This is a genomic window from Alcaligenes sp. AB3 (genome assembly GCF_031844565.1).
GTDB lineage: Bacteria > Pseudomonadota > Gammaproteobacteria > Burkholderiales > Burkholderiaceae_B > Alcaligenes > Alcaligenes faecalis.
Map to the genome: position 1 here is coordinate 104,077 of NZ_JAUZVM010000001.1, position 23,395 is coordinate 127,471.

General features: G+C 57.1%; 18 protein-coding genes. 11 read left to right on the plus strand and 7 right to left on the minus strand.

Annotated elements, in window-relative coordinates:
* Positions 1 to 170 precede the first annotated feature (170 nt).
* Entirely contained in the window at positions 171 to 2,096 is a 1,926-nt protein-coding gene (dnaK, locus tag Q9R35_RS00460; RefSeq protein WP_042488454.1) for a molecular chaperone DnaK, read from the plus strand.
* A 102-nt stretch (positions 2,097 to 2,198) separates the two neighbouring features.
* Positions 2,199 to 3,332, plus strand: a complete 1,134-nt coding sequence (gene dnaJ / locus Q9R35_RS00465) for a molecular chaperone DnaJ (protein WP_042488451.1) — start codon at positions 2,199 to 2,201, stop codon at positions 3,330 to 3,332.
* Between the two features lie 87 nt (positions 3,333 to 3,419).
* Here the strand turns inward: dnaJ and Q9R35_RS00470 are convergent, their stop codons facing one another.
* From Q9R35_RS00470 to Q9R35_RS00500, 7 genes are all read right to left on the minus strand, one after another.
* Complete coding sequence (locus Q9R35_RS00470) at positions 3,420 to 6,269, minus strand: pitrilysin family protein (protein ID WP_063691225.1); 2,850 nt, start codon at positions 6,267 to 6,269, stop codon at positions 3,420 to 3,422.
* 172 nt (positions 6,270 to 6,441) lie between these two features.
* Entirely contained in the window at positions 6,442 to 6,966 is a 525-nt protein-coding gene (locus Q9R35_RS00475; RefSeq protein WP_042488446.1) for a MarR family winged helix-turn-helix transcriptional regulator, read from the minus strand.
* Positions 6,967 to 6,978: 12 nt separating this feature from the next.
* Positions 6,979 to 8,025, minus strand: coding sequence for a hypothetical protein (locus Q9R35_RS00480; RefSeq protein WP_197313505.1), 1,047 nt, complete (start codon positions 8,023 to 8,025; stop codon positions 6,979 to 6,981).
* A gap of 103 nt (positions 8,026 to 8,128) precedes the next feature.
* Entirely contained in the window at positions 8,129 to 10,186 is a 2,058-nt protein-coding gene (locus tag Q9R35_RS00485) for a collagen-like triple helix repeat-containing protein (protein WP_311219174.1), read from the minus strand.
* Between the two features lie 233 nt (positions 10,187 to 10,419).
* Positions 10,420 to 11,010, minus strand: coding sequence for a MarR family winged helix-turn-helix transcriptional regulator (locus Q9R35_RS00490; RefSeq protein ID WP_026483238.1), 591 nt, complete (start codon positions 11,008 to 11,010; stop codon positions 10,420 to 10,422).
* The gene (locus tag Q9R35_RS00495) at positions 11,007 to 12,881 is read right to left on the minus strand and encodes a collagen-like triple helix repeat-containing protein (protein WP_311219175.1); all 1,875 of its coding nucleotides are present in this window, start codon (positions 12,879 to 12,881) and stop codon (positions 11,007 to 11,009) included. The genes Q9R35_RS00490 and Q9R35_RS00495 overlap by 4 nt, the downstream gene beginning before the upstream one ends.
* Positions 12,882 to 13,218: 337 nt before the next feature.
* Complete coding sequence (locus tag Q9R35_RS00500; protein ID WP_231691371.1) at positions 13,219 to 14,970, minus strand: ShlB/FhaC/HecB family hemolysin secretion/activation protein; 1,752 nt, start codon at positions 14,968 to 14,970, stop codon at positions 13,219 to 13,221.
* A 683-nt stretch (positions 14,971 to 15,653) separates the two neighbouring features.
* Here Q9R35_RS00500 and Q9R35_RS00505 point away from each other — a divergent pair.
* From Q9R35_RS00505 to Q9R35_RS00545, 9 genes are all read left to right on the plus strand, one after another.
* The gene (locus tag Q9R35_RS00505; RefSeq protein WP_197313506.1) at positions 15,654 to 15,851 is read left to right on the plus strand and encodes a Flp family type IVb pilin; all 198 of its coding nucleotides are present in this window, start codon (positions 15,654 to 15,656) and stop codon (positions 15,849 to 15,851) included.
* Between the two features lie 76 nt (positions 15,852 to 15,927).
* On the plus strand, positions 15,928 to 16,431 hold the full coding sequence (locus Q9R35_RS00510; protein ID WP_197313507.1) for a prepilin peptidase: 504 nt from the start codon (positions 15,928 to 15,930) through the stop codon (positions 16,429 to 16,431).
* The gene (locus Q9R35_RS00515; protein WP_233249472.1) at positions 16,413 to 16,952 is read left to right on the plus strand and encodes a TadE/TadG family type IV pilus assembly protein; all 540 of its coding nucleotides are present in this window, start codon (positions 16,413 to 16,415) and stop codon (positions 16,950 to 16,952) included. Before Q9R35_RS00510 ends, Q9R35_RS00515 begins: the two co-directional genes overlap by 19 nt.
* Entirely contained in the window at positions 16,949 to 17,437 is a 489-nt protein-coding gene (locus tag Q9R35_RS00520) for a TadE/TadG family type IV pilus assembly protein (RefSeq protein ID WP_042488392.1), read from the plus strand. Before Q9R35_RS00515 ends, Q9R35_RS00520 begins: the two co-directional genes overlap by 4 nt.
* Positions 17,437 to 18,390 carry a Flp pilus assembly protein CpaB gene (cpaB, locus tag Q9R35_RS00525; protein ID WP_042488389.1) on the plus strand — a complete coding sequence of 318 codons (954 nt, stop codon included), beginning with the start codon at positions 17,437 to 17,439 and terminating at the stop codon, positions 18,388 to 18,390. Before Q9R35_RS00520 ends, cpaB begins: the two co-directional genes overlap by 1 nt.
* An 84-nt stretch (positions 18,391 to 18,474) precedes the next feature.
* On the plus strand, positions 18,475 to 19,809 hold the full coding sequence (locus Q9R35_RS00530) for a type II and III secretion system protein family protein (RefSeq protein ID WP_042488387.1): 1,335 nt from the start codon (positions 18,475 to 18,477) through the stop codon (positions 19,807 to 19,809).
* A 41-nt stretch (positions 19,810 to 19,850) separates the two neighbouring features.
* The gene (locus Q9R35_RS00535; protein WP_311219176.1) at positions 19,851 to 21,104 is read left to right on the plus strand and encodes a pilus assembly protein CpaF; all 1,254 of its coding nucleotides are present in this window, start codon (positions 19,851 to 19,853) and stop codon (positions 21,102 to 21,104) included.
* A 27-nt stretch (positions 21,105 to 21,131) separates the two neighbouring features.
* Entirely contained in the window at positions 21,132 to 22,466 is a 1,335-nt protein-coding gene (locus Q9R35_RS00540; protein WP_042488385.1) for a CpaF family protein, read from the plus strand.
* Positions 22,467 to 23,390, plus strand: coding sequence for a type II secretion system F family protein (locus tag Q9R35_RS00545; RefSeq protein ID WP_197313508.1), 924 nt, complete (start codon positions 22,467 to 22,469; stop codon positions 23,388 to 23,390).
* The last annotated feature ends 5 nt before the right edge of the window (positions 23,391 to 23,395 follow it).

Here is a 23,395-nt window from a genome sequence, read left to right on the forward strand (position 1 = left end):
GTGCCAGCAGGCTGTCCGGAATTGACGCGTTTTCAAATGCTTTTTCGGACTTGCTGCTGGCACAGTGAAAAAAATAAGGCTGTTGCTCTTGAAATGCACGCAGAGTTCCCCATATGCATTTCATCAAATAATTTGCTTTCGCAATCAATCTTTTAGTCAGGTAAAAAATCATGGGCAAAATCATTGGTATTGACCTTGGAACCACCAATAGCTGTGTATCGGTGTTGGATGGCGACCAGGTTCGTATTATCGAAAATGCCGAAGGCGGTCGCACGACCCCTTCCATCGTGGCTTACATGCAGGATGGCGAAATCCTGGTTGGCGCTCCTGCCAAACGCCAGGCTGTGACCAACCCTGCCAACACCATCTTCGCGGTCAAGCGTTTGATCGGTCGTAAGTTCACCGAAAAGGCAGTTCAGACAGACATCGACCACGTGCCTTACACCATTGTTGCCGCCGATAACGGCGACGCATGGGTGGAAGCACAGGGCAAGAAGATGGCACCTCAGCAAGTGTCTGCCGACATCTTGCGCAAAATGAAGAAAACCGCCGAAGACTATCTGGGCGAAGAAGTAACCGAGGCCGTGATTACCGTGCCTGCTTACTTTAACGACAGCCAGCGTCAGGCAACCAAGGATGCAGGCCGCATTGCCGGTCTGGACGTCAAGCGCATCATCAACGAGCCAACCGCTGCGGCTTTGGCTTTCGGCCTGGACAAGGCTGAAAAGGGTGATCGCAAGATCGCTGTGTACGACTTGGGTGGCGGTACGTTTGACGTGTCCATCATCGAAATCGCCGACATCGACGGTGAGAAACAATTCGAAGTGCTCTCCACCAACGGTGACACCTTCCTGGGTGGCGAAGACTTTGACAAGCGCATCATCGACTACATCATCGACGAGTTCAAGAAAGAAAGCGGCGTTGATCTGTCCAAGGATGTGCTGGCCTTGCAGCGCCTGAAAGAGTCCGCTGAAAAAGCCAAGATCGAGCTGTCGTCCACGCAGCAGACCGAAATCAACCTGCCTTACATCACGGCAGATGCTTCCGGTCCCAAGCACTTGAACCTGAAGATCACTCGCTCCAAGCTGGAAGCGCTGGTCGAGGACCTGATCGAACGCACGATCGAGCCTTGCCGTGTTGCCATCAAGGATGCTGGCGTGAAGGTTTCGGAAATCGACGACGTGATCCTGGTCGGCGGCATGAGCCGTATGCCCAAGGTGCAAGAGCGCGTTAAAGAGTTCTTTGGCCGTGACCCACGTAAAGACATCAACCCTGACGAAGCTGTTGCCGCTGGTGCAGCCATCCAAGGTTCTGTCCTGTCGGGCGACCGTACTGACGTCTTGTTGCTGGACGTGACTCCTCTGTCCCTGGGTATTGAAACCCTGGGTGGCGTCATGACCAAGATGATCCAGAAGAACACCACGATTCCTACGCGTCATTCGCAAGTGTTCTCCACGGCTGACGACAACCAGCCTGCGGTGACCATCAAGGTGTTCCAGGGCGAGCGTGAAATCGCTGCCGGTAACAAGGCACTGGGCGAGTTCAATCTGGAAGGCATTCCGCCAGCAGCACGTGGCCTGCCACAAATTGAAGTGACCTTCGACATCGACGCCAACGGTATCTTGCACGTGTCCGCCAAAGACAAGGGCACGGGTAAAGAGAACAAGATCACCATCAAGGCAAACTCCGGTTTGTCCGACGAGGAGATCGAGCGCATGGTCAAGGATGCCGAAGTGAACGCGGCTGAAGACCACCGTATCGCCGAGCTGGCTGTTGCTCGCAACCAGGCCGAGGCTTTGATTCACTCGACCCGCAAGTCCTTGACGGAATACGGCGACAAGCTGGAAGCGGAAGAGAAAGAAGCCATCGAAAAGGCAATCGCTGATCTGGAGGAAACGCTGAAAGAAGGCGATAAGGAAGCCATCGACGCCAAGGTGGAAGCACTGGGTGTGGCCTCGCAGAAACTGGGCGAGAAGATGTACGCCGACATGCAGGCCCAAGCCGCAGCACAGGAAGGTGCTGAAGGTACGGCCCAGCAACCCGCCGACGAGAACGTGGTCGACGCTGACTTTAAAGAAGTCAAACGCGATCAGTAATTGCGAGCCTGAGTAAGGTTCCCTGGCCCGATCTTTGGCGGCATACGCTGGAGATCGGGCATTATTATTCAAACAGCGGCGTTTGGACGTCGTTAATCAAACATGGCAAAACGCGATTTATACGAAATTCTCGGTGTGGCCAAAAATGCGACGCAGGATGAAATCCGCAAGGCGTATCGCAAGCTGGCCATGAAGTTCCACCCTGACCGTAATCCGGATAGCAAGGACGCCGAGGAAAAGTTCAAGGAAGCCAAGGAAGCGTACGAGATCCTGTCCGACGAACAGAAACGCGAAGCCTATGACCGCTATGGTCATGCCGGAGTCGATCCCAACGCTGGCATGGGCGGTATGGGTGGCGGCATGGGCGGGGCCGGATTTGCAGACGCCTTTGGCGATATTTTTGGCGAAATCTTTGGTGGCGGCGGCGGACGTCGCGGCGGTGGCCCTCAGGTTTACCGTGGCGCGGACTTGCGCTATTCGCTGGATATCAGCCTGGAGCAGGCAGCAGCCGGTTTTGATACTGAAATTCGCGTACCCAGCTGGGAAAACTGCGAAACCTGCTCGGGTACGGGTGCCAAGCCCGGTACCTCTGCACAGACCTGCCGTACCTGCCAAGGCAGTGGCGCAGTGCGCATGCAGCAGGGCATTTTCAGCATGCAGCAAACCTGCCCGACCTGTCACGGTAGTGGCAAGGAAATTCCTGATCCCTGCGTGGTGTGCCACGGCGAAGGCAAGGTCAAAAAGACCAAGACTTTGCAGGTCAAGATTCCAGCCGGTATTGATGATGGTATGCGCATCCGCTCCAGTGGCAATGGCGAGCCAGGCGTGAACGGTGGTCCTGCCGGTGACTTGTATGTGGAAATCCGCATCAAGCCGCACGGTATTTTCCAGCGTGATGGCGAGGACCTGCATTGCGAGCTGACCATTCCCTTTACCACGGCGGCCTTGGGCGGAACGGTGGAAGTGCCTACCCTGACAGGGCGTGGCGAAATCACCATCCCTGAAGGTACCCAAGTGGGCAAGACATTCCGCTTGCGCGGCAAGGGTATCAAGGGCTTGCGCTCCAGCTACCCCGGTGACTTGTACTGCCACATTCAGATTGAGACACCTGTACGTCTGAACGAAGAGCAAAAGAAATTGCTGCGTCAGTTTGAACAGGCCTTGAGTGATGGTGGCGTCAAGCACTCGCCCAAAAGCGAGTCCTGGACGGACAAGGTGAAGGGTTTCTTCTCCTGAATCCTGCAAGGGACAGCGAAATAAAAAGCCCGGTACATATGTACCGGGCTTTTTATGCCTGCCTGAGCAGGCCCTGGGTTTCAGCTATCAGGGCTGGGCTTCCAATGCAGTCGGAGCAGTGGGAGCCGGAGCGGGTGCCTGCCCTTGCTCTGCTTCCTGGGCCTCAGGAGCGGCAGCACCTTGTTTCTGACGCTCGTGGTCAGCGGCAATCGCCACGACCATTTCCTTGGGCTTCAGGTACTTGCGCAAAACGGCATTGACCTGCTGTGCATTGAGCTTTTGCAGATCCTGATCCATCTTCTCGGACCATTCAAAGCTGCGACCCAGATCCAGGTAATTCAACCAGGCGCTGCTGACCACGGTGTCCTGGCTGCGTGACAAGCGGCGGTAGTTCAGCAAGGCATTGACGCCTTCCTTGATCTCTTGCTCGCTAAAGCCGTCTTTCAGTGTTTGTGCCAGCACTTCGTCGATGGTCTTGGCCAGCTTGTCACTGTTGCTGGGAGCGTGGATGGCATACACCGTCCACGAACCATGGGGCTCGTAGCTGGACGCGTCCACCTGGCTGCGTACGTTGTAGGACAAGCCATCTTCCACACGCACGCGGTTCCACAGGCGCGAGGTTTCAGACAGACCCAGCAAGTAGTTGGCCAGATAGACAGCGGGGAAGTCGGCATCGCTGTCTTGCAGCTTCAGGCCCAGATCCGCCAGATAGAAGGCGTTGGCCTTGTCCGGGGTGTTGATATCAAAGACCTTGGGAGCCACGGTTTGCAGTGGGTCGTCCGGACGCTGGTAGGTCGGGGCTTTGCGCCAGCCTTTCAAACCATCGGCCAAAGCCTTGCGAACCTCGTCCTTGTCAAAGTCGCCCACAGCGCTAAAGGCGACATCCCCCGTCCCGTAGAACTTTTGGTGGAAGTCACGTACCTGTTTGATGCTTACCGCCTGGACGCGCTCTATGCCTTCTTCAAAGCTGGGCGTGTAGCGGATATCGTCCTTCGGCCATGGGTTGGTATAGCGTTCAATCGTCTGGCTAGCCAAAGCAGCGGGCTCGGTGCTGGCCGATTTCAGGTCGGTAACCACGGCTTGCTGATATTTTTTCAGCTCGTCCTCGGGGAAGTTTGCGTTGCGCAGCACGTCCAGCGCCAGCGCAATGGCTTTAGGCAGGTTCTCGCGGTTCGAGGACAGGCTCAGGTACAGACGACCATTGGAGCCGCTGGTGCTGAACTGGGTTTGCATGGCGGTGAACTGGTCGGAAATCTGTTCCCGATTCAGTTTCTTGGTGCCGGTGCTCAGCAGGCTGGCGACGGCTGCAGCGGTAGCGGTCTGGTTCTTGAGTTGATCAGGTGAGCCAAACTTGAAGGACAAGCGGGCTTCCACACGTTCCGCACGAGTTCCCTTGGGCAGCAGTGCCATTTTCACCTCACCCAGATCCTTGCCCAAGGACAAGGGCTGCAGATCGGTGCGAGCCATGATATTGGCAGGGCTGGGGTCAAAGGCTTCTACCGCTTTGCCACTGTCCTTGCCGGTGTAGTCCTGGACCAGCTTGGCCACATCCACCGTAGTGGCTTCAGGAGCGCGCAGCGGTTTTTCCGTGGGGATGTACAAACCATTGCTGCGGTTGCTGGCGACCAGCCAGGTTTCCAGCGCCTTTTGAACTTGGGGCAGCTTGGCAGCTTCGACCCGGTCTCGTTGCAGGAAGAACAAACGCCAGTCGCCGCTGGCCGCCGCTTCAGATAGCGCGCTGGCCAGGCGGGAGGGGTTGGCATAGGTTTGTGTCCAACCCGTCATCCACTGGCTGCGGATGCGTTCCAGATCCGTTTCTTTCAGCGGGGATTTGGCCAGGCCTTCCAGCGTGTCATTCATGGCCTTCAAGGCTTTTTGCTGATCCATATCGGGTTTCAGCTCGGCACCAAACAGGGCGTAGCCTGGATCGTGACTTTCGGAATCAAAGCTGAATACGCTGGTGGCCAGGTTCTTGTTGACCAGATTTTTGTACAGCTGTCCGCTGGGGGTATCGCCCAAGGCACTGATACCCAGGCTCAAGTCCATGTACTCCGGGCTGGCTGCGCTGGGCAGGTGATACAGCGACATGATCAGCGGTGCCCCCCCGTGACGGCGCAAGGTCACCGTGCGGGTGCCGTCCTGTACAGGTTCTACCGTGTACTCAGGACGCAGCGTGCGAGTGGGCTTGGGGATGGAGCCAAAAGCCTTGGCAATGTTTTCCAGGGTCTGCTCGGTGTCGAACTGCCCGGTCACAAACAGCACGGCATTATCGGGTTGATAGTAGTCGTGGTAGAACTTGCGCAGCTGTTCAATATCCACGTTTTCTACGTCGGAGCGGGCGCCAATGGTGGTTTTACCGTAGCTATGCCATTGATAAGCAGCGGCTGTCAGCTTTTGCATCAGAACACGGAAAGGGCTGTTCTCACCGCTTTCCATTTCGTTGCGCACCACGGGCATTTCCGCTTCCAGATCCTGCTTGTCGATCAGGGCGTTGACCATCACGTCGGCTTGCCAGTCCAGATACCATTTCAGGGTTTCGGGGTCAGCGGCGAAGCTGGCAAAGTAATTGGTACGGTCACTAGACGTAGTGCCGTTGGCTTCCAGACCGCGCTTGGAGAATTCGCCCAGTGCATTGCGCAGGGTGGGCGTGCCGCGAAACAGCATGTGCTCCAGCAGGTGAGCCATGCCGGTTTGCCCGTAGTTCTCGTGTCGCGAGCCGACCAGGTAGGTCATGTTGACGGTGGTCGTCGGTTTGGAATCGTCGGGGGCCAGAACAAGGCGCAGGCCATTGTCCAGAGTGTATTGAGTGACGCCTTCGACAGAGGGGCCTTGGGCCAGACCTGCGGGCAGGGCATAGGCAGCCAGTGAACTGGACAGCAGCGCAGCCCCTGCAAGATGGCGCAGGCGCAGGGCGGCAATCAGTACAGAGAGTTTCATGAACACATCCTTACGGTTTTAGCGATGAAAAAGCCAGCTAAGCCGACCAGTGTCTTTTGTAGCATGGGGCCGTTTGGCTGGGTAGGCAGCGCTCCCTGCAATTAGCGGGGCTTAACAAAAAAAGCCCACCAGGGACACTGGTGGGCAAAACAGCAAGAAAACAAGGCCGCTGCTAATTGGGTTTATGTTTCAGTCTCTCCAGCGCATCCTTGCGCAGGTGGCCAAGACTCTTGGAAAGAAAGTCGTAAAGCGCAGTTAACTGCTTGGGGTTGTAATGTGCCGTGGCATTCATGATGTGATGCGCGGGCAGATCCATATCGGCAATCAGGCGTTTGCAGCGCTCCTGGTTGGGATACAGGCTGGTCATGCGTCCGTCGCGCGGATGCGGCTTGCGCAGCAAATAGCCGGCGCTCTCCAGACGAGCGATCAGGGCTTGCGTACCACTGGGGCTCAGGTCCAGTAACTGGGCCAGTTTGCCGGGCGACAGGGGTTTGAGCTCCAGTACAAACTCCAGTGCCTTGTATTCATTCAGGCTTAAACCCGCTGCTTGTGCCAGCAGGTGTTTGTTGGCTTCCAGATAAACATCAAATTGGCGCAACATCATGCGCACAATGTCGTTTTGCATATGCCCTGACAAAACCTCGTCCCTTGCTTCTGGCTCGGTCCATTCAGTTGTCAGGGGCTGTTTATTGGGCATATGCACATATCCTTAGCGCGGGGGAGCGCCCAGCAAACCGTTAACCAGGCCTGTGACGGAGCTTAGCAGATCAGCATTGGTGGCAGCCACCGTATTGGCAGGAGGTGTTTCGGTTACGGCCGTGGAGGGATTAGCCGGGCCATTACCCAGCAGAGCCGTAATAGGGGCCAGCAAACCCTGATTATCGGCATTGCCACCACCAAGTCCGCCCGTTACGCTGCCGACCAGGTTGGTCACCGGAGTCAAGAGCCCAGCGCTTGCTTCTGTGTGGCCTGTCAGCCCTCCAGTCAGAGAGCCGCCCAGATGAGTGACGGGAGCCAGAAGGCCATTCGTGCCGGTATTGCCACCAGTCAACCCGCCTGTCAGCCCATCGACCAGATTGGTGACAGGGACTAGTAAACCAGCATTGCTATGGAGTGCCGTGGTTTGAGCACCAAGCAAAGGTTGTAGCTGATTGCCGCCATTCAAGAGAGCATCGGTTGTAGCAGCAAGGCTGCCCGTTAAGTTGTTCAGCGTGGAGCTGATCGAGTAGGGATTGTTGTAAAGCAGACCTCTTGCGCTACCGACGGTGTCGCTGACTCCATGCAGCAAAGTGCCAGCTGCTTGTCCTGCGTTGAGTGGGAGATTTGCGTTTTCAATGAGACTGCCTAGGATATCGATGCCGTCTTCAGCTGTGTCGAGTGTTACTTCAACTCCACTACTATCGACTATGTGGCTTAGGTCAATGGCAGAAATAATTCGTTCTCTCAAGCGCTCCAGTATCTCGATATCGACAGCGGCTTCATCGCGAATTAGCCCAATGGGACGGAGAGTATCTGCTATTTCTAGTGGAGCAATGTTATCTACGGCCTGGCCAATATTTGCAACACTTGTCTCGAACGGGCCGGGCGGGGTAGTCAGGACATTGATAACGCCTGGACTTTGATTGAGCTTCAAGCTGGCAGGAATAGCTAGGGCGCTATGGCTTAGCAAGTCAGCCTGTGCAGTCATGGAAACCAGACTGGCTGTCAGGCTGAGCAAAACGATCCTGCTGGATGTAAAACGTGTCTTCGTAGTCATTGACTTGCTCCATCTGAAGATCAGGATTGCTCAGGCATTTCAGAAGTTACTGAGTGAGTTTCTGGGGATAGCGGATGGGGCGGTGTCCGCCCCATCCTGTCGCTTAGCGGGGGCCGCCCAGCAGTCCACCGAGCAGGCCGGTCACCGGGGCCAACAAGCCACCGTTATTGGTGCCTGCAGCGGCTCCACCACCAGCGCTTACGTTGCCAGAGGCACCCACCTCAACCGAGGCAGTAACACCGCCCAACAGTCCACCGACCAAGCCGGTGACAGGCGCCAGCAGGCCACCGTTAGCAGCATCGCCACCGCCCAGGCCGCCGGTCAGGCCACCGACCAGGTTGGTGACAGGAGCCAGCAAACCACCGTTAGCGGCGTCACCGCCACCCAGGCCGCCGGTCAAACCGCCGACCAGGTTGGTAACGGGGGCCAGCAAACCGCCATTGGCGCCTTCACCGCCGCCCAAACCACCGAGCAGACCTGTGACGGGGGCCAGCAAGCCACCGTTGGCAGCATCACCACCGCCCAGGCCGCCGGTCAAACCGCCGACCAGATTGGTGACAGGGGCCAGCAAACCACCGTTGGCGCCTTCGCCACCGCCCAAGCCACCTGTCAAACCACCGAGCAGGCCTGTAACAGGAGCCAGCAAGCCACCGTTGGCCGTATCACCACCACCCAAACCACCCGTCAGGCCGCCGAGCAGGCCGGTGACTGGAGAGAGCAGGCCACCCTCGCCATTACCCGTCAGCCCGCCGGTCAGGGATGCGACGGCTTGGGTGGCGTGATTCAGGGTGTTGCCCAGCGGGTTGGTATTGCTATCAGTTTGGTGAACCAGTCCGCCGACCGACGCAACTGCCTGACCCAGGTGTCCCACTACCCCGCCCAGACCCAGGGGGGCAGCGCCGTCCAGTTGGTTACCTACATTGCCCAAGGCACTGCCCACCCCGCCCAGCAGAGCATTGATGGGTTGGCCAACGCCCAGTCCATCCCCCACTTGTTGGGTGACATGCGTGACTGTGGCACCTACGGGAGCTACTACGGTATCCAGGGTCTCACCTACATTGCCCAGGATAGGGTTCAGGCCAATCGGCAAGATGTTGTCGACTGTCTGGCCTACGTTGGCCAGCGAAGGTTCAAGAATGGGGGCGGCATCCGTGCCGTTCAGCAAACCGCCCAGTCCCAGTTGGCCAGTGATGGGGTACAACAAACTGCCTTCGCCCAGCAGGGAGTCGGTCAGGGCGGCTACACCACCAGTTGCGTGACCCAGCACTGCGGTCAATGGGTTGGGGTTGTTGGCATCCGCATGCAGCAAGCCGCCTGCGCTGCCTACCGCATTGCCCAAACCACTCAAGAGACCACCCACGCCCTGGCCCAGATTCAGGGGTAGACCGCTATTGCCCAACTGTTCGCCCAGATTGGCAACGACGCCACCTGTTTGACCCAGCAGGCTGTTCACAGGTTGGCCCAGGCCCGTAGCGCCACCAATTTGTTGAGTCAGGCCAGTTGCGGTGTCCACAACAGGAGCGACTACGGTATCCAGTGTTTTGCCCAGCTTGCCGCCGGTATCTTGCAAGCCAACTGGCAGAACGTTGTCGACGGCTTCACCGACATTATTCAGCGTGGTTTCCAGTGGTCCTGGAGTGCGAGTGGGAGGATTGCCGCCGTTGTCGCCGCCACCGTTGTCACCACCGCCGTTGTCGCCGCCACCGTTGTCACCACCGCCGTTGTCGCCGCCACCGTTGTCACCACCGCCGTTGTCGCCGCCACCGTTGTCACCACCGCCGTTGTCGCCGCCGCCGTTATCGCCGCCGCCGTTGTCGCCTCCACCGTTATCGCCTCCACCGTTATCGCCGCCGCCGTTATCGCCGCCGCCGTTGTCGCCTCCACCGTTATCGCCGCCGCCGTTGTCGCCACCGCCGTTGTCGCCTCCACCGTTATCGCCACCGCCGTTGTCACCACCGCCGTTGTCACCACCGCCGTTATCGCCGCCACCAGGGCCGCCAGTGCCCGGGCCTGGGTTGGTGGGGGTTTCTCCACCGCCACCGCTACCGCCGCCGCCACCGGTCAAACTGCCGCAGGCGGTCAAGACCAAAGTGCTGGCCATCAACGTAGCCAGGAGTGTCAGGCGCAGGCCTGGTTTCTTGCTGTCTGTATTGTTATGCATTGCTTGCTCCAATAAATGATCGGGGTACTTGCTTGCTTCCTGAATCTAGTTAAAGCAATTCGCGTGCCAATTTATCGGTCCGTCTGCAAGCCGCATGCAAGCTGCATTTGGTGAAAAGTAAGAGAAAAAAAGAGGGCTATTTGTTACGTGTTTTGGGCCTTGTGCGGAACGTGTTACGTAACAAAAAAAGAACCGCTGGCAAGCAGCGGTTCGGTAGAGGTAGAGCAGGGTGCTCAGGAGCTTCGTGGCACTAAGGCCTTGGCATCCAGCCAGGCTTTGGTGTTCTGCCTGAAGGTGCTCATGCTATCGACCAGAAAGTCGTACATGGCGATCAACTGGGCGGGGTTTTGATTGGCCGCTGTGTTGATGGCCTGATTGATCGCGCGCTCCTTCACGGCCAGGACTTCTCGACACTTGTCCATCACCGGGTGCAGGGCAATCACGCGCTTGTCCAGAGGGTGACGGCCGCGGGTGATATAGCCCCGATGTTCCAGACGGTTGATCAGTGCGCTGACACCGCTGGCACTCAAGTCCATCAAGTGAGCCAGCTGACCAGTTGGCAGTGCATCGAACTCCATGATGTATTCCAGGGCCTTGAAGTCATTCAAGGGGATGTTGGCTTCTTCGGCCAAGCTGGCTTTCAGGGCTTCCGCGTAAATGGTGAACTGACGACCCAGCATCTTGCCCAAATCCATCAACATCTTCTCTGACAACATGCTGTGCTCATCGTTGTGCGAGGACCAGTTTGACCGGGCCCCGGCGTTTTGCGCGCCAGGGTGAAAGTTCACTGGCAAATTGACCGGGTTCATGACTTTATTCATCATTTCCGGCCACCTCCCAGCAGACCGCCGACCAGGCCCGTGACGGGGGCCAGCAGGCCGCCGTTTGCTTGTCCACTACCGGCTTCGCCAGCATTTGCCTGTACGTTGACGCCACCTGTTAAACCGCCGACCAAGCCACCGACCAAGCCGGTGACGGGTGCCAACAAGCCGCCGCTTGCCTGGCCTTCTGCTGCTGCACCACCACCAATTGCAACACTGCCTGTGATGCCGCCCAAAAGACCCGTGACAGGAGCCAGCAAACCACCGCTGGAGGCGTCGCCGCCGGTCAGGCCGCCCGTCAAACCACCGACCAGATTGGTGACGGGGGCGAGCAAGCCGCCGTTCGCACCTTCGCCGCCGGTCAGGCCGCCCGTCAAACCACCGACCAGATTGGTGACGGGGGCGAGCAAGCCGCCGTTCGCACCTTCGCCGCCGGTCAGGCCGCCCGTCAAACCACCGACCAGATTGGTGACCGGGGCCAACAAGCCGCCGTTCGCACCTTCGCCGCCACCCAGGCCGCCTGTCAAACCGCCGACCAGATTGGTGACTGGGGCCAGCAGGCCACCGTTAGCGGCATCGCCACCGCCCAAACCACCAGTCAAACCGCCCAGCAAACCAGTGACAGGAGCCAGCAGGCCACCGTTTGCCGTATCACCACCACCCAGGCCACCTAACAGGCCGGTCACGGGTGCCAGCAATCCACCACCTTCACCGCCTGTAATACCGCCCAGCCCACCCGTCAGGGAGGCGACGGCTTGAGTGGCGTGATTCAAGGTATTACCTAGAGGATTGGTGTTCGCATCGGTCTTGTGCAGCAGGCCACCTGCCGAGGCGACTGCCTGGCCCAGATGTTCCACCACACCGCCCAGTCCCAGCGGTGCTGCGTTGTCCAGTTGGCTGCCAACATTGCCCAAAGCGCTACCGACCCCACCCAACAAGGCGTTGATAGGTTGTCCAACCCCCAGACCATCACCTACCTGTTGAGTCACGTTGGTGACGGTGGCAGCAATAGGTGCCACCGTGTTATCCAGGGCACCCCCCACATCACCCAGGATCGGGTTCAGGCCCAATGGTAGAATGTTGTCTACGGTTTGACCGACATTGCCCAGCGCAGGTTTCAGGATGGGCTCACCGCCATCCGCCAGCAAGATACCGCCCAGCCCCAACTGCGAGGTCAATGGGTGCAGCAGGCTGCCTTCACCCAGCAAGGAACCGGTCAGCACTTCTACGCCTTTGGTGGCGTGGTGCAGGGTATTGCCCAGTGGGTTGGGGTTCTTGGGATCGTTGACCAGCAGGCCGCCGACCGAACCCACGGCTTGACCCAGATGGGACAGCAGGCCGCCAGCACCTTCACCCAGATTCAGGGGCAGGCCTGTCTTGCCCAATTGATCGCCCAGATTGGTCACGACACCACCGACTTGATTTGTCAGGCCGTTGACAGGCTGGCCCAGTCCAGTGACGCCTCCGACGGTGCGTGTGGTATCTGTCACGATATCGGTGACGGGCTTGAGTGCGCCATCCAGCGTTTTGCCCAGTTGATTACCCGTTTTGCTCAGGTTCAACGGCACCACGTTGTCGACGGCCTGGCCCAGGTTGCCCAGCGCATTTTGCGTCAGGCTCGTGTCCTTGCCACCTCCGTTGTTTCCGCCGTTATTGCCCCCGCCATTGTTGCCACCGCCGGTGCCGCCGTCGCCGGGGTTGGGCAGGTTGGGATCAACCACGGGTGGGCGGACCGACACATCCAGACCATCGCGCACACCGCCGCGCGAGGAGCAGCCAGCCAGAACGGCGGCGCTGATGACCAATGTAGCGACAACGGCACGTTGCAAGTTGCGTTGTACCGAAGCGTTTCTTGCTGAATTCCTTGCTTTCATGTCTAACTCCGATTTGAAGTGTAAGCACGCCCTCAAGGGGCTGTTGATAGACATGAAGCAAGTAGCGTGCCATGTTTTTTTGTTTTCCTTTTGTTTTATTTTTATCTTTATTAATCAGCGACTTATTATTTTTTCTTATTCTTTTTTTGGCTGCTGTAGCCAAAATCAAAGAGCAATTTGAGCTTCTTTGGGGCTGTTTTTGCAGGGTGTTCCGTTCCCGTTACGTAACGTTTTTCGTAACACCTGGGGGCAAAATACGCCGGGATGGGAAACAAAAAAGGCCATCTTGCGATGGCCTTGGGGAAGATCGGCAGTAGTCGCCGCAGTGAAGCGGGCTTTAAAAACCGTCGTAAAAGAACAGAAAGTTGGTGTTCAAGCGTACTTTGCGCTTGTCGGAGTTAACCGGCAAATCGCCCAGCGGTTTGGCAACGTTGATATCAAACAAATAGTGTTTGTTATTGGACAGTCGCACCCCAATCGCCGCGGAGCGCAGGCTGCGGTTGTTATAGCTGTTGAGCCGCTCCAGGTTGTACCAGGCGCGAGCCCAGTCATACGCAATATAGGGCTGGATGTTATTGAGCCAGGTGGAGGAGTTCGTAAAGCGGCGGTTGATCTCCAGGGTGGCGCCCAAGCCCTTGTCACCCGCCAGTTCGCCTTGCGGATAACCGTAGCCATGCCGCCAGGCACCAAAAGACACCTGTTCGGAGTTCGGCAATACATCGGAGCTGTACTGGCCGCTGGCCGAGAAGCTCATGCCAAACTGCCCCGGCAGAGCCAGATTCTGTTTGAAGGACGCTGTCCAGCGAGTGAAGTTCAAATCCAGATCCGATTCGGCATCACGCTGCAAATAGGTGTTCAAGGATTTGCGAGCCCCCATGGCGTCCAGACCTTTATACACCCCGAAATTGACTTCGCGTGACTGCCGCGGCGAGGCATCGGTATAGCGTAATTCGGCTTTCAGCGCGCGCACATCTGTGGTGTTTTCAATCCAGACATTGTCCAGCGTCTTGTGGGTGTAGTCATCCAGAGAGCGGCTGGCATAAAAGCCTGCCGTGCCCTTCAGGCTGCGCTGATTGTTCAGGATGAAGGGGTAACTGATGGCTGCCCCGATACGTTCGTTGATGACCTTGCGGTTCCAGCCCTGACTCTCCAGTACCTCGTCGCGCGGCTCGGAGCGGTAGTGATAGCCATCAATTTCCAGGTTCAAACCATTGCCGGTCAGGGGAATGGTCAGGTTGCCGCTGATGTACTTCACATCCTCAGAACGGGTGGGAATGGCGGCAGTCAGTTTCAGCTCTTCGCCTAAAGGTGTCAGGCTATTGGCACTCAACTGCACCAGAGCCTGTTTGCTGGACCCCATTTCCGCAACGCTGGCATTTGCGCTGAAGGATTTGTGCTGAGCATTGATGACCAGCTCCGAGGCGCCATCAGTGCGTACGGGCATGTCCAGCTTGGGATCGATTTTCAGGCCAGGGACGGTGCGAAGCAGATTCATGGTGCGCTCCAGCGTGCGCTGGGTAAGCGGCTTCTCATCCACCATGGCCTGGGCAATACGCTCGATGCGGGCCTGGCTGCGGCCCGGATCGCCTTCGATACGGACACTGCCTACATGACCTTCTACCACGGTGACCTTGATATGCCCTTGCGAGAAGTCCTGCTGCTGCAAGATGGCAAAAGACAGGGGGTAGCCCTGCTGCTGATACAGGGCAGTGATCTTGTTCACCTCGTTGATCAGCTGGGCAATGCTGAGCGTTTTACCGGCCAGGGGTTCCAGAATGGCGGTGATTTGCTCGAAAGGGATGCTGCGGCTGCCGCTGACATCAAAGCTGCGCACCACCAACTGCAGTTGCAGCTGCTGTTGCAACTGACTCTGGGCTGCGGCGGGAGGAATGTTCAGAGACGGGGCGCGGGTGCTCGGTGCCGGCGTATTAATGGGCGGCAAAGAATCAACCGGGTTCCCCCGCAACGGGGCGTCCGCCCAGCTTTCTGAACCGGTCGTGGCCAGACCCACAAATAATCCCAAGCTCACCATCAGGCTGGGATTTTTTTTTCTAAGGAAGGCCAGTGACAAGTGGTGCTTGGAATTCATATTCATTAATCGTTATTCGCTAGAAATCGGGCGCTTTTTTCTACTGTGCCGTAGTTTATCTTCGCTGTCACTTTTTGCTGTTTGAAAGCGGGGTATTTCTCCATAGCGTTTTAAAAAGCGTTAACTATTACATTTTGAAACGCAAAAAAAATAGGCCTGATTTAACTCGTTGGCAGACAGTCCTTTATCGCTGTATTCATGCTTACTTGAAGCGCTGCGGGTTTTCCCTTGTCGCCCTCTATAAATTGAAAAAAAACTATTTTCTTTCAAGTAATTAAAGCGACTTCCGGGATGCTTTGCGGCAGGGGCGGACTGGTTTTTTTGTTTCATTCTGAAATGATAAAAACGGTAACAATAACAAATTTAGACACAATTTAGGTAAGTAAAGGTTTCAGGTTAGCCGGTTTTTGCTGTTTTCTTATGGGTTTTTTGATGTTGTAAATACACAATCATGCGTTTTTCGTATCTTTAGGCTAGAATTCGGTTGTGTGTTTCTCTTCTGTTACACGTAAATCTTATTAAAAACATACACATACGTGGGTATTGAGTGGTTTCGTTGGGGAAATGCAAAAATTGATAATGGTTTGCAGTGAAAGTTGCCAAAGTTGGCAAAATGTTGTGCCTCAAGGGGCCTCGATCCCTCGTCATTGAGGGTGGTTTTTTCTTTTTATTTGGGGACAGTCATGAAGACTCAACTTCAACAGTTCTGGCAGGACGAAGATGGTGCAACGGCTATTGAGTATGGCCTGATCGCAGGGCTGATCGCTGTGGCGATCATTGCTGCTTTGACAGCACTTGGTGCTGACTTGCGTGCGATGTTTGAGAAGGTTTCGACATCAGTTAAGGCTGGCACAGATGGGTCCAGCAGCGCCGGTAGCTAATTAATAAGAATGCTTTTGTTTTAGCATCAGCCAATTCAATTGTGGCTGTGCCTTTTATTTTGAATGGCTGATGCTTATGTTTGGTTCTATAAATCTTTCTTTTATTTTTATCTTGATTTTCTTTTCCGTTCAGATTCTGTATCGCGATCTGAAACTCCGGAAAATCCCGAATTCTTTACTTGTTTTTTACGGTGTAACGGTTGTGCTGCACAAGGTTCTTGTCAGTGTGTCCTATGGCCTTCCCTGGGGATGGGTGGCGGGCTGGGGAGACTCCCTGATCGGTTTTGCAGCCGCCTTGATTGTGTTTTATCCAGTCTGGCTATTGCGTTTGATGGGCGCCGCCGATGTAAAGCTGATGGCTGTGCTGGGCCTGGCCCTGGGGTGGAAAGAAGCAGGCATGGTGGTGTTGTTTGGCACGGTACTGGCCGGTTTACATGCCTTGATACTGGTGCTGATCCCATCCTTGGAACGTAAGTACGGATTTGCTTTGCCGGGAACCCGCGTCAAGGCACGTAGTGTGCCCTTAGGGGCCTGGTTATCCCTTGCAACAATGGGGTGGGTATGGATTCAAAATCAATAAAGCCCCCACGAGAGGGCCAATTAGCAACACGGCGTGGCGTAATTAAAAAGTACCAGCAAGGGGCTTACGCGCTGGAGTTTGCATTGGTCTTTCCTTTGTTGTTTCTCTTCATGTATGGCTTGCTGACTTTCGGTCTGATCATGACCGCGCAGCAGTCCCTGAATTTTGCTGCCGAGTCCGGTGCCCGTGCTGCCTTGATTGAGCCAGGGGCCGGGCAAGATGGCCCCATGCTCAGCCCGGACCGTTTGCAGGCACGTGCGGCTCGCGCCAAGGAAGTGGCTGCTGATCAGGTTCAGTGGTTAAGCAGCTGGGTGGGCAGTGAGCATGTACGTATCACCACTGATTTGCTCAGTGACGAGCTGCGTGTCGGCATTGTGTACGACTACCTGCAAGCCCCGCTGATTCCGCGTTTTGCGCCCGACACCTTGTTTTCGCTGGTTGTGCCTGAGCAGTTAAAGGGCCATGCGCAGATCAATCTGCTGGTTGCCGGCGAAGTGGGCGCCACGGGAGGCACGCCATGACTCGCGTCACCCAATTCACTCCTGCTGCACAACGCCAGCAAGGTGTTGCCGCTATCGAGTTTGCCTTGATGGTGGGGATTCTGTTGCTGATCTTCAGCGGCATCATCACTTTCAGTTCCTTGTTTCTGGCCAAGCAAAAAATGGATCATCTGGTCGGTGACCTTTCTCGACAAGCGACGATGCAGGTCAAAAACGCTGATGAGATCGCGCCCTTTGTCAATCAGGAACTGGCCAAGAACTATGGCAGGGGCCAAGCCAAGAGCGATGCGTTCTTGCACTGGTTTGGCGACCTGAGTGCGGATGTTCAATCTCAGGCCTGTGCCTCGGAGCCTCAGTACGACTGCGCCCAGCTTTCCCTGAAGCTGGAGATTGAACCCGGAATTCTTTCTACAACCCTGGATCTGCTCAGACCGCAAGAGGAACAGGCAGATCAATTGCGCAGCTTAAGCGCCAAGACATTACTCGTACTCAGGAGACCAAATTAATGAGCGGCATCATGAAGGGGGCGGCAGTCCTTTTATTGCTGATCGCAGCCGTACTGGTTGCGTTTGCCTTGTACCTGGGCATGAAGCCCAAACCCGAGGTGGTCCAGCCTGTAGTCAGCACGCAAAGCACGGAACCAGCGGCGACCTTGCAGGCAGTGGTCCTCGTCAAACGAGATATGAAAGCCGGGGAAACCTTGCAGGCTGATGCGCTGGAGCTGGCGCAGTGGCCGGCAGCACCCGCTCAGTCTTTCAATACATTGGAAGCCTTGACCGGCAAAACCTTGCGTTTTGATCTGGGCCAGGGCCAGCCTGTGCTGAGCAGTTTTATCGCGAAAAGCCTGGCGAGCTATCTGGAAGATGGCGAGCGGGCCGTCACCATTCCTATTGATGTGATTACCGGCGCCAGTCACCGGGTGGAGCCGGGTGATCTGGTGGATATCTTCATTACCTTCAACAGCGGCAACGAGGTCAATGACACACAAGCCCGTTTGTTGATGCCGCGGGTGCGCGTGCTGGCTTATGGCGGTGCCTCCTTGTCCGGGCCAGATCCGGCAGAAGCCAGTGCCACCAATCGTGCTGAAACCCAGGCGCGCCATGCCATGCTGGCCGTCCCTGTGGAGTCGGTCAATGAGCTCTTGCTGGCCAGCCGCGGCGGCAGCCTGCAACTGGTCTTGCGTGCGCCCAAGGACGAGAACTTGCCAGACGCTTCTTTATTCCCCGAATTTGCAGGCTTGATCCCGGCACGTGCTGGGCTGGACGCGGATCAACGCGACGCCTTGAAGTTGCCGGAAAACCGTGCCATGGCCGGTTTGGGCTTGCGTGAATTTGCAATCAGCCAGACTGAAAAAGAACAGGTGCAGGCACGAGCCAAGGCCAGTGGTGAACCGTATGCTGCGCCACCGCGCCGTACGGAAGTCATCCGCGGGGGCCGGTTAGAGGTCATTCAGTACTAAGCAATACAGAGCTTGTTGTGGGGACGGGTCAGCCTGCGTGTCTGGGCTGACGGGAAGCGACGCAAGGCAGCATGGATTAAACACATGAGACAGAAAATCAAAAAAGCAGGTCTGGGTTTGGGGTGCTGGTATGCGCTCTGCTTGTCGGGTCTGGCGCCGGTGCCAGTCATGGCGCAAACGACGCAGACCAGTGCCAGTCAAAAGGTGATACGCCTGGTGGCCAACGATCAGGATATCTTGCGCTTGTCGCAAGTCCCGCAGCGAGTGGCGATCAGCGATGAAAGCGTGGCGGATGTGCAAATCCTGTCCGCCTCGTCCGGGCAGCGGGGCGAAGTCCTGCTGATCGGCAAGCGCGCCGGTACGGCCGATTTGCGTGTGTGGATGCCGGGTCGAAGCAATCCGGATCGCTGGACCATCGAGGTGACCAGCCAGGTGCAGCAGCAACTGGCGCAATCGGGCAGTCCCATGTCGGCGCAGGTCTCCAGTGCGGGACAGCAGCCTTTGATTACCGGGAGCAGCCCCTCCTTGCTGGATCACCAAAATGCCATGGCCGCTGCACGCTCCGGCGCGGGGCCGGATGCGGCTGTGCTGGACCTGTCCGAGGTCAGCGCCAGCGGCATGGTGCAGGTAGAAGTCAAGGTGGTGGAAGTCTCCCGCGAAGTGATGAAGGACATTGGCTTGAGTGCCAATGCCATTGGCGGCAAGCCCTGGTCGGGCGGCATGAACCTCTTGCCCCAGGCCTTGAGCGGTGGCCTGAGCCTGGCGTATAACTCGCGCAACTTTAGTGCGGCTTTGAATCTGCTGGAACAAAACGGCCTGGCCCGTGTGTTGGCCGAGCCGACTTTGGTAGCCATGTCTGGCCATAGCGCCAGCTTTCTGTCCGGTGGTGAAATCCCCATCCCCAGTTCGGGCGGATTGGGAACGACTACGGTGGAATACAAGCCTTTTGGTATCGGTTTGACGGTAACCCCGACGGTGCTGTCTCCCGAACGTATTGCCTTGAAGGTCGCCCCTGAAGCCAGTGATCTGGATTATTCGCGTGTGGTGGAAATGCCCGGTGGCGGCGTGATGCCTTCCCTGCGCACCCGCCGTGCCGATACCACGATCGAGCTGGGTGATGGCGAGAGCTACATCATCAGTGGTCTGGTGTCGCGCCAAACCGCCGCTGCCGTCAAAAAGATTCCCTTCCTGGGTGATTTGCCGATCTTGGGCAGTTTTTTCCGCAACGTGCAGTACAGCCAGAAAGAGCTGGAACTGGTCATTGTCGTCACTCCTCGCCTGATCAAACCTATCCAGAAAGGCGCCACGATTGCCTTGCCGGGGGGACGTCAGGAAAAGCTGGATGACGCACCCAATGCCTGGGGCTACTTCTTGCTGGGCCGTCATGGTTACGAGCAGATGCCGGGGTTTTCGCGCTAAGCGCGTGGAGTGGTGACGTGCAACGATACCGGGAATATCTCTTGTGTACAGAGCACCCCGAGCTGGCTGTGATGATCAACACGGCAGCCGCCGGGCTGCTGACGGTAAGGGCGATTGAGCCTACGCCCGAGAGTTTGCGCCGGGAGCTGGCCAAGCAAGCGGAACCCTTGGTGTTTTTTGACTTTGTTCATGGGCAGCATGGGGAAGAGAACGGACAGATAGTGACCTTGGTGCGCAGTTTGGCTCGGCTCGATGCCAGTGTGCAGCGTGTGGCGGTGGGACGGGCTTCGGTGCCGCAGGGCCCGGTGAATGCCTTGCGCGCAGGCGCCAATGAGTTTCTGAATCTGGATACGAATGAAGACCTGCATCATCAGTTGCAGGTGTTGATTGAAAAAATGGGCCAGACCCAGCACAGCCCCTTGCTGGATAAACCCTTTCGCAGTGTCTTGTTGTTGGGGGCGCGTATTGGAGTCGGTTGCAGCACCGCCGCCAGCAGCCTGGCCTGGCTCTTGCAGCAAGAGATGAACCGCATGGGCAAGGAAGTCCGTGGTGTGTCCTCGGCCAAGCCCCTGCCGGTTGAGCTGGTGCCGCTGCCCGAGCGAGTCGGTTTGCTGGACCTGGGCGCACCGACAGGGGACTGCGCCTTGTACATGGGCCTGGGTTCGAATTTTGATTTCATTCAGGCGGCCTCACAGCGTCATCGCATGGACGACACCATGCTGCATTCGGCATTGGCGCAGCACAGCAGCGGTTTGAACCTGCTGTCTTTGCCAGCCGACGTGAATACCTTGAATCAAATCAGTCTGGAAGATTCGCTGGGTCTGTGCAGTTATTTGCGTGAACGCATGGGCTGCCTGGTGATTGATGCTGGTGGTTTTCCCAACCCGCGCTTTCTGGTGGAACTGGAATCGCTGGTGGACGAGGTGTTGGTGGTAACTGACCAAAGCATGGGAGCCCTGGTGTCCCTGGCCGAATTCATGGCCTTGCGCGCGCAGTTCGATGCGCTGGCCAATGTGCGTCTGGTCGTGAATCAGTTTGATCCGGCTTACGGCTTTTCAGGGCAAGCCATTGCAGAGCGCTTTGATCTGGATTTGGCGGCCGTGCTGCCGGATCGGCGTCTTGGGCATATGCGCAGCGCGAGCCTGGGCAAGATTCTGGTGCAAGTTGATGAGAAGGACCCGTATACCCGTGCCTTGCAAAGTCTGGCATCGGGTTTGGCGGGGCGCAGGCAGGGGCTGTCGCAGAACAAGGTCAGTACGGTTCTGGGGCGGTTGAAATTCAGGTTCGGGGGCTGAACAGGCCCAAGCATGGAAAAGTAAGGCATGAACAATACTTCATTGCTCGGTGGGCGTCCCGACCTGATTCAGGTCCGGGAACAGGCTCATGAACATTTGCTGGCCCGCATCGAAGAGCTGGGGGCCGAGTTTGGCCGCTGGACACGGCAGGCCATACAGGATTTTGTTGGCATTGAACTGGCCAGCTTTGTACGTTTGAAACGGGTGCCCGTCAACGAACAGGAAGTGCGCGAGATCGTGCAGGCGCTGACCCGTGAACTGGCGGGCCTGGGGCCGTTGGAAGACCTGCTGGAAGATCCGGCGGTTGAGGATATTTTGATCAACGGCTACGACAAGCTGTTTGTGTCGCGCGGCGGCGTGCTGGGCCAAGAACCCAGTGGGTTTACGGATGACCAGCACGTGCTGCGTATCGTGCGCCGTATTCTGGCTCCGTTGGGACGCAGACTGGACGAGTCGGTCCCGATGGTGGATGCCCGCTTGCCCGATGGTGGCCGCCTGAACGTGGTCATTCATCCCCTGGCGGTGGATGGTCCTATGGTCTCCATCCGTAAGTTCCGCAAGGACCCCTTAAAACCCGAAGACCTGATGCGTTTGGGTGCATTTGACGAGCCGGTGGATCGCCTGCTGCAAGCCGCGGTGAGATCGCGTTGCAATATCCTCATCTCTGGAGGAACCAGTTCGGGCAAGACTTCCTTGCTCAATGCCTTGGCTTTTTACATCCCCAAAACCGAGCGCGTCGTAACGGTAGAAGATACCGCCGAACTGGCTTTGAACCACCCCCACGTGGTGCGTCTGGAAGCGCGTCAGGCCGGGTATGACGGCAGTGGTGAAATCTCGATCCGCGAACTCTTGCGCAACAGCTTGCGTATGCGACCAGACCGCGTGGTCGTGGGTGAGGTGCGGGGTGCCGAGGTCATCGACATGCTGCAAGCCATGAATACCGGCCACGAAGGCTCCATGGCCACTATCCACGCCAACTCGCCACGCGAATGTGTGTATCGCGTGGAAATGCTGGCCGGTTTTGCGGGTTTTCAGGGTAGTGAAGACAGCTTGCGCAGGCAGATTGCCAGTGCGCTGGACTTCATTATTCAGATTGGTCGTTTGCCCAATGGCAAGCGCCGGGTGCTGTCCATTACTGAAATCACCGGCATGGGCGATGGCGTGATTGCCATGCAGGAGCTGTATCGCCACGAATCCTATGTGCTGGACGACGGCACCGAACAGGATCGCTGGGCCAGCCTGGGTATTCATCCACATACCCGCAAGTTGATGCAGTACCGCGATCAACTGGCTAACGAGCAGGTTCAGGCCCAGGAAAACACGCCTAAAGAAGGTGGTGGTTTCTGGGATTGGAGACGCTAAATGATGGCTTTGTATATCGCACTGGCGGCTGTGATTCTGATGCTGGGCGCTGTGCTGCTCTGGGCCAAAGGCGCGCAGCGTCAGCAGGCCCAGCGTTCAGCGCAGGTGCTGGAACAGCAGTTGGCCTTGCGTCCGGCGGTACAGAGCAGCGTAAGAGCCCAGCCCAGTCCCCAGGATGCCTGGCTGGGGGCACCCAAGGGGTGGCGGGAATTCATGCTGCGTACCGGCATTCAGCCATCGCAGCGTTTTTATCTGACCCTTTTGTTGGGCATTGTGGTGCCGCCTGCCGTATTGCTGGCCTTGGTTGGCCCCGTGACGGGGGTCGCCATGCTTATCGCGACGGTGTTGGGAGCCTATACCTTTTTGTGGTTCCGCAGCGATAAGCGTCACCGCAAAATCGTGTCGCAAATTCCTGACTTTCTGGATCTGATGGTGCGACTGATCACCATTGGCAACAGTATGGGCGCTGCCTTTTTGAATGCTGCGGACAACACGCCGCAACCGTTGGGGCAGGTGTTGCAGGACGCGAACTCCCTGCATCGTTCGGGGCAGGATCTGGATGTGGCCTTGCGTGCGGTGTCGCGTCAGCATGGATTGCACGAGCTGTTTCTGGTGGCTGCCGTGATCAGCGTGGCCATGCGTTTTGGTGGACGCAGTGACCAGACCATGGAACGTATGGCGGGCTTCATGCGTGACCGGGAAAACGCGCGCAGCGAGCTGGTGGCTTTGTCAGCGGAAGTGCGTCTGTCTGCCTGGATTCTGGCTTTATTGCCGATCCTGATCGGTGTCTACATTCTGATTTTCAATAACGAGCTGTTTCTGACCATGTGGAACGACCCGGTGGGTTTTCGCATGCTGCTGTTCGCAGCAGTCCTGCAGTGTGTGGGTTGTTATTGGCTGTATTGGATGGCACGCAATGTCTAGGAGCA